This is a genomic window from Sphingomonas alba (assembly GCF_023516555.1).
GTDB lineage: Bacteria > Pseudomonadota > Alphaproteobacteria > Sphingomonadales > Sphingomonadaceae > Sphingomicrobium > Sphingomicrobium album.
On sequence record NZ_JAMGBD010000001.1, the window covers coordinates 1177957 to 1190372 of the forward strand.

11 protein-coding genes are annotated in these 12416 nt (G+C 65.3%); 5 read left to right on the forward strand and 6 right to left on the reverse strand.

Annotation, left to right across the window (positions count from 1 at the left end; genetic code table 11):
• Positions 1 to 39: 39 nt before the first annotated feature.
• From creD to sdhC, 5 genes are all read right to left on the reverse strand, one after another.
• The gene (gene creD, locus LZ536_RS06230) at positions 40 to 1431 is read right to left on the reverse strand and encodes a cell envelope integrity protein CreD (RefSeq protein ID WP_249847442.1); all 1392 of its coding nucleotides are present in this window, start codon (positions 1429 to 1431) and stop codon (positions 40 to 42) included.
• A gap of 91 nt (positions 1432 to 1522) precedes the next feature.
• A complete protein-coding gene (locus LZ536_RS06235; protein WP_249847444.1) occupies positions 1523 to 2470 on the reverse strand; it encodes an MBL fold metallo-hydrolase in 948 nt (315 codons plus the stop codon).
• Positions 2471 to 2568: 98 nt separating this feature from the next.
• Positions 2569 to 4374 carry a succinate dehydrogenase flavoprotein subunit gene (gene sdhA / locus LZ536_RS06240; protein WP_249847446.1) on the reverse strand — a complete coding sequence of 602 codons (1806 nt, stop codon included), beginning with the start codon at positions 4372 to 4374 and terminating at the stop codon, positions 2569 to 2571.
• A complete protein-coding gene (gene sdhD / locus LZ536_RS06245) occupies positions 4371 to 4766 on the reverse strand; it encodes a succinate dehydrogenase, hydrophobic membrane anchor protein (RefSeq protein ID WP_249847448.1) in 396 nt (131 codons plus the stop codon). Before sdhD ends, sdhA begins: the two co-directional genes overlap by 4 nt.
• Positions 4763 to 5158: a succinate dehydrogenase, cytochrome b556 subunit gene (gene sdhC, locus LZ536_RS06250; protein WP_249847449.1), complete on the reverse strand. Its 396-nt coding sequence runs from the start codon at positions 5156 to 5158 to the stop codon at positions 4763 to 4765. The genes sdhD and sdhC overlap by 4 nt, the downstream gene beginning before the upstream one ends.
• Before the next feature lie 151 nt (positions 5159 to 5309).
• On the opposite strand from sdhC, the gene LZ536_RS06255 reads away from it, so the two are divergent.
• Genes LZ536_RS06255 through LZ536_RS06275 form a run of 5 tightly spaced genes read left to right on the forward strand, consistent with a single transcriptional unit; the run spans position 5310 to position 10404 of the window.
• Entirely contained in the window at positions 5310 to 6647 is a 1338-nt protein-coding gene (locus tag LZ536_RS06255; protein WP_249847451.1) for a methyl-accepting chemotaxis protein, read from the forward strand.
• A 24-nt stretch (positions 6648 to 6671) separates the two neighbouring features.
• Positions 6672 to 7946, forward strand: coding sequence for a methyl-accepting chemotaxis protein (locus LZ536_RS06260; protein ID WP_249847455.1), 1275 nt, complete (start codon positions 6672 to 6674; stop codon positions 7944 to 7946).
• 28 nt (positions 7947 to 7974) lie between these two features.
• Positions 7975 to 8673 carry an SDR family NAD(P)-dependent oxidoreductase gene (locus tag LZ536_RS06265; RefSeq protein ID WP_249847457.1) on the forward strand — a complete coding sequence of 233 codons (699 nt, stop codon included), beginning with the start codon at positions 7975 to 7977 and terminating at the stop codon, positions 8671 to 8673.
• A complete protein-coding gene (gene bla, locus LZ536_RS06270; protein WP_249847463.1) occupies positions 8663 to 9517 on the forward strand; it encodes a subclass B3 metallo-beta-lactamase in 855 nt (284 codons plus the stop codon). The genes LZ536_RS06265 and bla overlap by 11 nt, the downstream gene beginning before the upstream one ends.
• Positions 9514 to 10404 (forward strand): 50S ribosomal protein L11 methyltransferase, encoded by an 891-nt coding sequence (locus LZ536_RS06275; protein WP_249847465.1) that lies wholly within the window; start codon positions 9514 to 9516, stop codon positions 10402 to 10404. The genes bla and LZ536_RS06275 overlap by 4 nt, the downstream gene beginning before the upstream one ends.
• On the opposite strand, the gene ligA is transcribed toward LZ536_RS06275, so the two are convergent.
• Complete coding sequence (ligA, locus tag LZ536_RS06280) at positions 10401 to 12395, reverse strand: NAD-dependent DNA ligase LigA (RefSeq protein ID WP_249848571.1); 1995 nt, start codon at positions 12393 to 12395, stop codon at positions 10401 to 10403. The genes LZ536_RS06275 and ligA overlap by 4 nt on opposite strands.
• Positions 12396 to 12416 lie beyond the last annotated feature (21 nt).

A 12416-nucleotide genomic window follows, 5' to 3' on the forward strand; every position in this document is an offset into this window, starting at 1 on the left:
GGCTGGCCTTAGCCGACCATATCCCAAAGCCCAAGCGGCTCAGGCCGTCACCTCCTCGCGGCGTCCGCCCCAATCGATGTGGCGGGTGGCGTACATGACGCCGGCCAGCGCCGCGAAGAGCAGCAGCGAACCGATCAGCAACGAGAAGGCCTCGAGGCTGAGCAGGATGTAGAGGACCGCATAAAGGCCGATCAGCAGCCCGCCGATAAACGTCGCGCGACGCCAGCTCTTCAGCACCGCTGCCGAATAGGCCGTGTTGAGACCGGCGATTGCCGCCGACGCCAGCACATAAGCAGGCGTGAAGCCGATGACCTCGGCGAAGGCCAGCAACAGGACGAAGAACAGCACCAGCGCCGCGCCCATCAGCAAATATTCCACCGCCGATACGCGAACGCCGCCGATGACATCGAACAATAGCAGCGCGAGAAACGTGAAGCCGATGAACAGGAAACCGTATTTCACCGACCTGTTGACCTGCGAATAGAGGTCGACGGTCTGGATCAGGCTGATCTGGGCAGACTGCGCCTGGCCGGCATCCTGCATGACCACCGGCGCCGGCTTCATGGTCGGGGCGGGCGTATCCGCGACCGCGCCCGCGTCGGCGGTCGAGATCAGCGAGCGGCCAAGCGCCAGGTTGCCAATGTCATAGCTGGCGGTGAAACCCTTGCCGGTGACACTGCGGTTGCCGGGAATGAACGACCCTCCGAAGCTCGGGCTCGGCCAGTTGGAGGTCACCGCCCATTTGGTGTCCCCGGCCTGCGGGGCCAGGCTGAGGGCGCCGTTGCCGCGCACCTCATAGGCATAATTGACCGCGATATTGCCGCCACTGGCCAGCGATGCCGCGTCGATGAATGCGAAAAAGCCGCGCCCGCCGCTGCTGCCGCCGCCGGGTTGGAGCCGCAGCGGCGTGCCTTGTGCAAGGACCTTGGGATTGGCGCCGAGGCCGCGCGGATCGCTGAGCGAGAAGCGCAGTTCGGCGCGGTCGAACTTGAGGTCGGGCAAGCTAATTCCGAAACGGGCTAGGTCGGGCGGCAGCACGAATCGCGCTCGGCCTTCCATCTTCGCATTGTAAATCACCGCCTCGTAAATCGAGCGCTTCCGGTGCTGCGACTGTATGTCGGTCTTGAGCTCGACGGTTTCGGGAGCGAGGGTCAACTCCCGCACCACGTCGCGTGCCACCGTCGTGCTCTTCCCTGCCTGGACGACCGTGTCCGTGGCGGTGGCGCGATAGGGGATGACCAGTACCGGCCCGGCCATCGCCTGTGGGCCGCCCCAGCCTTCGGTGATCGAGGCTTGGGCCTGCTCCGACTGGTTCTGGCGGTCATAGACCAGCGCCCAGACCATGAAGGTCGGAATCGCCAGCGCCGCGGCAATGAGTATCGCCATCAGCAATTTGAAACCCGGTGACCGCTCACCGCCCGATTTGATCATGCTCCATCCCCTTGCTTGTCATGGCTGCACATTGCCGGCCTGACCGGCAAGGGGTCATGAGCGGAGGGTGAGCAATTGCTGAATTGAGCGCTCAGCGGTTGAGCGGCTTGCAATAATGCTGCTGCTCTTCGGGTGACGAACGCAGGCGGGTCGTCACATAATATTCCGCCGCTTGGCTCGCATAGTCGCGATGCGCATCGTCGATGAAGGGCGCCGCGTCCTTCAACCATCCGGCGAAGCATTCCGCGACCGGTTTTGTCGAATGCCCGCAGTCAACGAAGTTCCCGTAGGCGGACTTCCATTGCAAGAAACGCGCGCGATCCATGGGTTCGCCGTGACCGGGAATCAGAGTCTCGAACCGGGTCGCCGCCACCTCGTCTATCGCCTTACGCCAGCCGTCCGGGCAGGCCGTGTCCATGAAGGGCACAAGGCCGACGACGAGGTCACCGACAATGGCCAGCCTCGCCTTGGGATCGTAAAGCCACAAGTCCGCCTCGGTTGCCGCAAAATGCGCAACATGGACGTCGAGCCTGCGACCGCCGATTGTGAGGCTCCGAGATTCCTTGACGACATCAGTCGGTCGCAACGTGTCGGGGTGATCCATCACATAAAAGCCGCGCTGGAGCTCCGCCTGCATCGCCGGCGGCACTTTGCCAGATTTCAGATACTCCTCGGCGCCCTTGCGGCTCTTCGGAAAGAAGTCCGTGATCGCACCGTCGATGGCATCCGTCGCATAGACACGTGCCCGCGGATAAGCGGCGCGGATTTCGGCATTGCCCGTCGTGTGATCGAGGTGCCAGTGCGTGTTGAAGATGGCGATGATCGCCCGCCCGCGCTCCTTCGCATAAGCCAGCAGGCGGTCGCGATGTTCGGGATGCCGCCCGGTATCGATCAGGATCAGCCCGTCCTTCGTGTCGAGGAAGATGCTGTTGCCGTCCGGTCCCTTGCCGGGCGTCACCTGTCCTGACACGAGGTGATAGTCGACCGGCACCGAAGCCGCCGTCAGCAACCCTGCCGCGATGATCAAAAGCCTGCGCACCGGCGCCCCCTTTGCCCTGCCGCTCGCAGGCTAGGGCGGTGCGCAGCATCGGAAAGCGGCGGTCGGCAGAGGCGTCAGGATTTTCGCCTAACGGAGGCTCAGTACACCCGGGCCTTGGGCTTGATGTAATCGACGTCGCTGGTCAGCGTATATTCGTGGACCGGTCGGTAATCGATCTTCACGCCGCCTCCGTTGCCGCCCCAGCCGTCGAACCAGGCGATGGTGTGCTTCATCCAGTTCTTGTCATCGCGCTTGGGGTAATCCTCATGCATGTGCGCGCCGCGGCTTTCCTTGCGATTGGCGGCGCAATGCATGGTGACAACCGCCTGGCTAAGGAGGTTGTCGAGCTCCAGCGTCTCGACCAGGTCGGTGTTCCAGATGAGGCTGCGATCGGTGACGCGAACGTCCGCCATCCTCTTGTAAACGGCGTCGATCTTCGCCTGGCCCTCGTCCAGCGTGCGTTCGGTGCGGAAGACCGCGCAATCGGCCTGCATCACTCGCTGCATCTCCAGCCGGATTTCGGCGGTGGGGGTGCCCCCTTCGGCATGGCGGAACTTGTCGAGCCGCGACAACGACAGATCGGCGCTGTCCTTCGGCAACTCGGGCTGCTTGCCGTTCGCCTGCAGGATTTCGCCCAGCCGGTGACCGGCTGCGCGTCCGAAGACGACCAGGTCGATGAGGCTGTTCGAGCCGAGGCGGTTGGCGCCATGAACCGAGACGCAAGCCGCCTCGCCGACCGCGAACAGGCCGGGGACGACGGCGTCGGGATTGCCGTCCTTCAGCGTGACGACTTCGCCGTGATAGTTCGTCGGGATGCCACCCATGTTGTAGTGGACGGTCGGCGTCACCGGGATCGGCTGGCGGGTCAGGTCGACGCCGGCGAAGATCTTCGCGGTCTCGGTGATGCCCGGAAGGCGCTCGGCCAGGATCTTCGGGTCGATGTGGTCGAGATGGAGGAAGATGTGATCCTTGTGCTCGCCGACGCCGCGGCCTTCGCGAATTTCCATTGCCATCGAGCGTGAGACCACATCGCGGCTGGCGAGGTCCTTCGCGCTCGGCGCATAGCGCTCCATGAAGCGCTCGCCCTCGCTGTTCGTGAGATACCCTCCCTCGCCGCGCGCGCCTTCGGTGATCAGCACGCCGGCGCCGTAAATTCCGGTCGGGTGGAATTGGACGAACTCCATGTCCTGCAAAGGCAGCCCGGCGCGGAGCACCATGGCGTTGCCGTCACCGGTGCAGGTGTGCGCGGATGTCGCGGAGAAATAGGTGCGACCATAGCCGCCGGTCGCAAGCACGACCGACTGGGCGCGGAAGCGGTGGATCGAGCCGTCGTCGAGGCACAGGGCGACGAGGCCGCGGCACGCGCCGCCTTCCATGATCAGGTCGAGGGCGAAATATTCGATGAAGAAGTCAGCGTCGTATTTCAGGCTCTGCTGATAGAGCGTGTGCAGCATGGCATGGCCCGTGCGGTCGGCGGCGGCGCAGGTGCGCTGTGCGGCCGGGCCCTCGCCCATATTCTGGGTCATGCCGCCAAAGGCGCGCTGGTAGATCTTGCCTTCGTCGGTCCGGCTGAACGGCATGCCGGCATGTTCAAGTTCGTAGACGGCGGCGGGCGCCTCACGGACGAGATATTCAATCGCGTCCTGGTCGCCGAGCCAGTCGCTGCCCTTGACGGTATCGTACATGTGCCACTGCCAATGGTCGGGGCCCATGTTGCCGAGCGAGGCGGCGATGCCACCCTGGGCGGCGACGGTGTGGCTGCGGGTCGGGAAGACCTTGGTAACGCAGGCGGTCTTCAGGCCCTTCTCGGCCGCGCCCATCGTCGCGCGCAGGCCGGCGCCGCCGGCTCCAACGACGACGACGTCATAGACATGGTCGATGACCTTGTAGGCGCTGCTCGTCATGCTGCGGCTCCGAAGGCGATTTTCAGCAGGCTGAACAGGGCCCAGGCACCGCCGCCGATGCCGGCGAACAGGATCAGGCCGTTGAGCGCGAGGTTGTTGCCGGCGTCGTGGACGTAATCATCGACGACGACCTTCAGGCCATCGATGGCGTGGACGAAGGCGGTGACGACGAACAGGAACATCGGCACGAAACCGCTGGCAGACTTCAACCACTCGGCCAGCGTCGCCCGGTCGAGCGACGGCAGCAGGACGAGCGAGACGATCAGCCAGATGCCGAGCAGCAGCAGCGCCGCACTGGTCAGCCGCTCGCGAAGCCAGTGGCCGCCGCCATGATGCGAGGAGCCGAGGCCGCGAACCTGGCCGAGCGGGGTCGAACTTTCCTGCGCGCTCATTGATTCACTCCCAAAATCAGGAACACGGTCAAGGCCGTCAGGAAAAGGCCGCCGACAATGGTTAGCACCGCGAAAAACCGGTTGGTCTTGAGCTCGAACCCGGCGCCGATGTCCATGACCAGATGCCGGATGCCGCTGAGCAGATGCTGCCAGAAGGCCCAGGTCAGGCCGATCAGTACGACCAGCCCGTACCAGCGCGTCGCGTGAGTGGTGAAGGTCGCATAGGCGTCACCGCCCGCAGCGATCGCCCACAGCCACCAGGTCAGCACGGCGAGGCCGACCACCGCGAGCCCGCTGCCCGTGATACGGTGAAGGATGGAGACGGTCATGCCCGGCCCCCAGCGCCAGACTTGAAGATGTGGCGATAACGGCCGGTCCGAATTGCGGCTCATGCGCTTGGATGCTCCCGATGGAATGGCGCTGACCGCTTAGGAGGCACTTGTCGGCGGCGCAAGTTTCGCGCCCCTCCCTAACCCGGTCTTAACCATTCGCCCCTCATAGCCGCCCGCTAGAGACGGCAATTGGCTTTCGAGGATTGTGAGAATGGCGAGCGTGCGTGGCAATTCGAGTTACGATCTGGCGCGTGGTGTGCGCCTGTATGAGGAGGACGGCCCCCTTCCGGAGCGGGCCGCCAACCTCTGGCGTGTCGTCGCCTCCGCCGACGCTGAAATGGCTCGTGCCTTCTGGCTCCGTTATCGCCGCTCGGACGAGGTGATGAGTCCGATTTCGGATGCCAAGGTCAATGAGCTTGTAAGCGACATCCTCCCTTACCTCCGCGACAAGTTCGAGCGCATCGCCAGCCCGCAATGGGTCGAGACGGCGCGCGGCTTCGTCGAAAACGCGCTGGCCAAGAACGTCACGCTGTCGACCTTGCTTGCCGGCCTTGCCGCCCAAACGGACGCGGCCTTCGCTGCCCTCCGTGCCGCGGTCGAAGAAGGCCCGGAACTGGTCAATTGCTGCCGGACGCTCAGTGACGTCCAGATGCTGGAAATCGATGTCTTCGTGCATCACGCCGTTGCTTTCACCCGCGCGGAAGCCGACGCCCGCCAGGCTAGCCACGCCAATAATTTCAACCAGAAGGTGGTGGGCGTCGTCCAGCGCTGCACCGCGGAGAGCGAGCAGCTGCGCTCGCAGGCATCGACCACGTCGAGCGCGGCTCGCGGCATGCTCGGCAAGACCAGCGAAGTCGCCGCCGCCGCGGAGCAGTCGGCGACCGCCATGCGTGAAGCCGCGCAGACCGCGGCCGGCCTCATTCGCGCCATTGAAGACGCCCGTTCCGAAGTGGAAGTCGCCGCCGGCGTCGCCACTCGCGCCGGCGACCAGGCCGAGGCTGCCGTGAAGGTTAGTCAGGCCCTCAGCTCGCACGTCGAAGCCATCGAATCGATCCTCGGCCTGATCCGCGATATCGCCGGCCAGACCAACCTCCTTGCCCTGAACGCGACCATCGAGGCTGCCCGCGCCGGTGATGCCGGCCGCGGCTTCGCGGTCGTCGCCCAGGAGGTGAAGAGCCTCGCGTCGCAGACTGCCCGCGCCACCGACGACATCACCGCCAAGATCAGCGCCATCACCGCCGCGACCAAGCAGACCGTCGAAGCAAACGGCTCGATCCAGGCGACGGTCGAGGAGGTCGAAGCTTCCGCCAACCGCATCCGCGAGGCCATGGAGCTCCAGGCCCAGACCGTTACCATGATCACCGCAGCCGTCGACGAAACCGCGCTTGCCGCGGATTCCATGTCCTCGACCATCGCCGCCATCCGCAGCGATACGGAGAATGTCGCCAAGGACATCGACAATGTCGAACAGGGCTTCGGCCGCTTTTCCGAGCAGATCTCCGACTTCCGGTCGGCGACCAGCGAGTTCGTTTCGAAGTTCGCCGCGTAGGAGCAACCCGAGGGATATTTTCCCATGACCGCCTTGCAGCCATTGACGGATACCCAAGTGCAGAACCGTCTCGACGCCTACAATGCCGGCGGCAAGCTGGAGCGTGACATCCGCGCGCTCTGGGATGATTCCGGAGACCTCATCGAAGCCGAGGTCCGCGACCAGTTCGGCGAGCAGGCCGCCGAGCGCGTCCGCAAGCATTACACGTCGAAAGTCGATGCCGACTGGGTGCAGGAAATCGCCGAATATGGCCGCCGCATTTTCAGCGAGAAGACATCGGTCCCGGCCTACATCGCCGAGCGTGACAAACTCGTCGGCAAGATCACGGCGCGGATGTTCGAGCGCTTCGCAGCCGAGCCCGACAGGCTGCTTGAAAACACGCTCTCCTTCCAGCGGCTGACTACCTATGAGACGGACATCATCCTGGCCCAGGTCGCATTGCTCGAGGCCGACGATGCCGCCGAGGCTCGCGGCGAGCAAACCAAGATGTTCGAGCGCAAGGTTACAGACCTCGTCGGCAAGGGCGTCAGCCAGTCCGAAGCCCTGATCCAGCGCACTGGCGCCACCGCTGCCGCCGCTCGCGGCATGCTCGGCAAGACCAGCGAAGTCGCCGCCGCCGCCGAGCAGTCCGCGACCGCCATGCGCGAAGCCGCGCAGACGGCGGCTGGCCTCATTCGCGCCATCGAGGACGCCCGTTCGGAAGTGGAAGTCGCCGCCGGTGTCGCCACTCGCGCCGGCGACCAGGCCGAAGCCGCAGTGAAGGTTTCCCAAGCCCTGAGCTCGCACGTGGAAGCGATCGAATCGATCCTCGGCCTGATCCGCGACATCGCCGGCCAGACCAACCTCCTCGCGCTGAACGCCACAATCGAAGCCGCCCGCGCCGGTGACGCCGGCCGCGGCTTCGCGGTCGTCGCACAGGAAGTGAAGACGCTGGCTGCCCAGACGGCCCGCGCCACCGACGACATCACCAACAAGATTACGGCCATCACCGCCGCCACCCGCGAAACGGTCGAGGCCAATGGCTCGATCATGGGCACGGTCGAGGAGGTCGAGGCTTCCGCCAACCGTATCCGCGAGGCGATGGAATTGCAGGCCCAGACAGTGACGATGATCACCGCTGCCGTCGATGAAACGGCTTTGGCTGCCGACTCGATGAGCTCCACCATCGCCGCGATCCGCAGCGATACGGAGAATGTCGCCAAGGACATCGACAGCGTCGAGCAGGGCTTCGGCGAATTCGGCAAGCAGATGGTCGACTTCCGCGCCGCCGCGAAGGACTTCGCCAGCCGCGTTGCCTGAGGACCCCGCCCCGCGCTAGTCGGGGCAAATGAACATCCTGCTCACCGGCGCGAGCCGCGGCATCGGTGCCGCCACCTATGAACTGCTGCGATCAAAGGGCCACCAGGTTGTCGGCCACTGCACGCAGGGCAGCGAGGATTTGGTTGCCGGCGACCTTGCCGAACCAGGCGCGCCCCGGAAGATCTGGGACGAGGCCCTCGCCCGGCTCGGCCGCATCGACGTGCTGGTCAACAATGCCGGCATCTTCGAAGCCATTGAGGACGACGCCTCTGACGCCGAGTGGCAGGCCGGCTGGACCCGCACTCTAACCGTCAATTTGACGGCTTCCGCCGACCTCTGTCGCTTCGCCGTCCAGCATTTCAAGGCGAATGGCGGCGGCCGCATCGTCAATGTCGCCAGCCGCGCCGCCTTTCGCGGCGACAGCCCCAGGCACTGGCACTATGCCGCCTCAAAATCGGGCATGGTCGGCATGACCAAGACCATCGCTCGCGCCTATGCGGCCGATGGCGTCCTCGCCTTCTGCGTCGCGCCCGGATTTACCGTTTCGGAGATGACCGAGGAATATCTGAGCGGGCGCGGCGGCGCATCGATCCTCGCCGACATCCCGCTCGGCCGAGTCACCAGCACCACCGAAGTCGCCGAGGCCATTCGCTGGCTCGCGACCGAGGCGCCCGCCGCTTCGACCGGCTCGGTGATTGATCTCAATGGAGCCAGCTATGTTCGTTAGCCTCGCCGCCGCCGCGCTGGCCGCCTCGGGTCCCGCGAGCATGCCCGAGTGGCACACGGCCTGTGACGGCAAGGAAGCCTGGAGCGATCCCGCGCCGCCGCTTCACGTCTTCGGCAATGTCTATGACGTTGGCACCTGCACGATCACGGCGTTGCTGATTACCTCGCCGAAGGGGCACATCCTGCTCGACGCCGGTCCCGCGGAGTCCGCGCCGGCCGTCGCCGCCAACATCGAGCGGCTCGGGTTCAAGCTGTCGGACGTCAAACTGATCGGCGGCAGCCACGAACATGTCGACCATGTCGGCGGCATCGCCGCGCTGCAGAAACTGACCGGCGCGACCGTCATGGCCGCTGCCCGCGCCTATAATCCCTTTGAGACCGGCGAGCTCGACAAGTCGGACCCGCAGTCGGGCCTCCTTCCCCCTTATCCAGGTTCGGACGTCGGCATGATCCTTTGGGACGGCCTCGTCGTCGATGAAGGGCCGCTGCACCTGACCGCCCACATGACCCCGGGCCACGCGCCGGGCGGCACGACCTGGTCGTGGCGATCCTGCGAGGACAAGCGCTGCGTCAGGATCGTCTATGCCGACAGCGTGACGGCGGTGTCGCGCGACGATTACCGCTTCAGCGACCATCGCGGCTACGTCCTCCGCTTCCGCCGCAGCCTCGGCGAGATCGGCCGCCTCGATTGCGATTTGCTGATCACGCCGCATCCGGGAGCCAGCAATTTCATCGACCGTCTCGACGGCAAAGCTCCGCTGATCGATTCCGGCGCCTGCAAGGCCTATGCGGACAAGGGCCGCGCGGCGCTCGATGAACGGCTCGCGAAGGAAAAAACGCCATGAGCTGGCGAGTCAGCCTCGACTGCACCAAGGCGGAGGCCGAGGCGTTGCCCGATTCCGGGGATCTCTTTCCGGACCTCGACAATCCTCCGGTGATCGTCGCCGAAGAACCCGACCCGGCGAGGCCGGACCTGTGGCGGCTGCATGCCTATTTCGACGAGCAGCCCGGCTGGAACGAACTCAAGGTCCTCGAAACCCTCGCCGACGAGGGCGACCCGGTCCTCGAGCGGCTCGACGAAACGACCGACTGGGTAACCGTCAGCCAGGCGGGTCTGGAGCCGATCCGCGCGGGACGCTTCTTCGTCCATACTCCGCCCCACTACAAAGAGCGTCCAGAAAGCGCCCTCTGCTTCGAAATCGACGCCGGCCTGGCCTTTGGCACTGGCCAGCATGCGACCACCGCCGGTTGCCTGGCCGCTTTGGACCGTCTGGAACGAAGCGGCGCCAGCTTCTCGAACATCGCCGACATCGGCACCGGCACCGGCCTCCTCGCTTTTGCCGGTTTGGCGCTCTGGCCGGACGCCAAGGCGATCGCCACGGATATCGATCCGATCGCGGTCGACGTCAGCCGCGACAATGCCGCCATCAATGGCGTGAAGCTCGGGATGCAGGCGGGGGAACTGCTGCTGGCGGTCGCCGACGGCATGGACTCACCGATGCTGGCCGCCCGCGCGCCCTTCGACCTGCTGATCGCCAACATCCTCGCCGGGCCGCTGATCGAGCTGGCACCGGCCTTCGCCAAGGCAACCGCGCCGGGCGGGACGATCATTCTCGCCGGGCTGCTCGATACGCAGGCGGACGCCGTCATCGCGGCTTATGAATCGCAAGGGGCGACGCTCGTCGAGCGAGGCCCCGGCGAGTGGACCGTATTGGTTCTACAGGCTGCCTAGGCAGCGGCGACGATTTCCGCCCACTCCGCTTCACCGATGACTCGGATGCCCAGTTCTTCGGCCTTTTTGAGCTTGGACCCTGCGCCCGGGCCGGCGACGACCAGGTCAGTCTTGGCCGATACCGAGCCTGCCGCCCGTGCCCCCAGCCGCTCGGCCTGGGCCTTGGCCTCATCGCGGCTCATCGTCTCCAGGCTACCGGTGAAGACGATGGTCTTGCCGGTCCATTCCGTCTCGCGCGCGGTCGAGACGAAGGCCGCGGGCCTGGCCAACGCCAGCAGGTCGGCGAGCTCCTCACGATTGTGCGGCTCATGGAAAAAGTCGACAACCGCTTCCGCGACGACCCCGCCGACGCCTTCAACAGCCGACAACTCGGCAATGGCGTTTTCGCTTCGAGCCACCCGCTCCAGCTCTTCGATCGTGCCGAAGCACTTCATCAGGTCTTTGGCGGTCACCGCGCCGACGTGGCGGATGCCAAGTCCGAAGAGGAAACGCGCCGGGTCGAAGCCGACCCGCGCGTCAATGGCGGCAAGCAAATTGTCGACCGATTTTTCCTGCCAGCCCTCGCGGCCGATCAGCTCACCGCGTCGTCCCTTCAGCCGGAAAATATCCGCCGGCCCCTTCAGCCACCCAAGCTCGACAAACTCGACGAGGCTCTTCTCCCCAAGCCCGTCGATGTCCATCGCCCCGCGCGAGACGAAATGGCGCAGGCGCTCGATGCGCTGGGCGGGGCAGATCAGGCCCCCAGTGCAACGGACATCGACTTCGCCTTCCTCGGCGACGGCTTCCGAATGGCACTCGGGACAATGGTCAGGAAAGGCGTACGGCTTACGCCGCTCGTCGCGGGTGAGGTTCTCGACGACCTGCGGGATGACGTCACCGGCCCGCTGGATGCGAACCCGATCGCCTTCGCGCAGGCCCAGCCGCGCAATTTCGTCGCGGTTGTGCAGCGTGACATTCTGGACGATCACGCCGCCGACCCCCACCGGGGTCAGGCGACCGACGGGAGTGAGCTTCCCAGTCCGCCCAACCTGGATTTCAATCCGCTCCAGAGTCGTCTCGGCCTTTTCAGCCGGGAACTTGTGCGCCAGGCCCCAGCGCGGCGCCCGCGCCACCTGTCCAAGCCGCTCCTGCCAGTCGAGCCGGCTGACCTTATAGACGACGCCATCGATGTCGTACGGCAGCTCAGCCCGCTCATGCTCAATGGTGCGGTAGTGAGCGAGCGCCTCCTCAATGGTTTCGCAGCGTTTCAGGAGCTCGCTGACGGGAATCCCGAACCCCTCGATTGCGCGCATGGCGAGGATTTGAACCGTCGCCAACGGCTCGCTGACCTCGCCCCAGCCATGGGCGAAGAAGCGCAGCGGGCGAGACGCCGTCACCGCGGGATCCTTCTGCCTGAGAGAACCGGCGGCGGCGTTGCGAGGATTGGCGAAGACCTTCGCCCCCGCGGCTTCTTGCCGTTCGTTCAGGGCGGCGAAGTCGTCCTTCGACATGTAGACTTCACCGCGCACCTCCAGGACATCCGGAGCGCCGGCAATGCCCTGCGGAATGTCGCGAATGGTGCGGACATTGGCGGTGACGTCCTCACCGACGGTGCCGTCGCCGCGAGTGGCTGCAAGGACCAGCACGCCATACTCGTATCTCAATGAGCAGGAGAGGCCGTCGATCTTTGGCTCGGCGGTCATCGCCACCGGTTCACTGTCCGGCAAATTGAGGAAACGCCGGACGCGCGCGACAAACTCGCGGACTTCCTCCTCGGAAAAGGCATTCTCCAGGCTGAGCATCGGCCGGGCATGCGCGACCTTGGCGAGACTGGATGTGGGCGCGGCGCCGACAGCCTTCGATGGCGAATCCGGACGAACGAGCTGGGGGAATCGCGCCTCGAGCTCGGCATTCTCGCGGATCAGCGCGTCATATTCCGCATCGGAGATCTCCGGCGCGTCCTGGTCATGGTAGAGGCGGTTGTGGCGGGCAATTTCCCTCGCCAGCCGCATTAGCCGGTTGGCCGCATCCGC

Bases quoted from the DNA above. Each gene is read 5' to 3' on its own strand.
- LZ536_RS06265 (WP_249847457.1), top strand. From the start codon at position 7,975: ATGAACATCCTGCTCACCGGCGCGAGCCGCGGCATCGGTGCCGCCACC.
- LZ536_RS06255 (WP_249847451.1), top strand. From the start codon at position 5,310: ATGGCGAGCGTGCGTGGCAATTCGAGTTACGATCTGGCGCGTGGTGTG.
- sdhC (WP_249847449.1), bottom strand. From the start codon at position 5,158: ATGAGCCGCAATTCGGACCGGCCGTTATCGCCACATCTTCAAGTCTGG.
- creD (WP_249847442.1), bottom strand. From the start codon at position 1,431: ATGATCAAATCGGGCGGTGAGCGGTCACCGGGTTTCAAATTGCTGATG.
- sdhA (WP_249847446.1), bottom strand. From the start codon at position 4,374: ATGACGAGCAGCGCCTACAAGGTCATCGACCATGTCTATGACGTCGTC.
- LZ536_RS06260 (WP_249847455.1), top strand. From the start codon at position 6,672: ATGACCGCCTTGCAGCCATTGACGGATACCCAAGTGCAGAACCGTCTC.
- bla (WP_249847463.1), top strand. From the start codon at position 8,663: ATGTTCGTTAGCCTCGCCGCCGCCGCGCTGGCCGCCTCGGGTCCCGCG.
- ligA (WP_249848571.1), bottom strand. From the start codon at position 12,395: ATGCGGCTGGCGAGGGAAATTGCCCGCCACAACCGCCTCTACCATGAC.
- sdhD (WP_249847448.1), bottom strand. From the start codon at position 4,766: ATGAGCGCGCAGGAAAGTTCGACCCCGCTCGGCCAGGTTCGCGGCCTC.
- LZ536_RS06275 (WP_249847465.1), top strand. From the start codon at position 9,514: ATGAGCTGGCGAGTCAGCCTCGACTGCACCAAGGCGGAGGCCGAGGCG.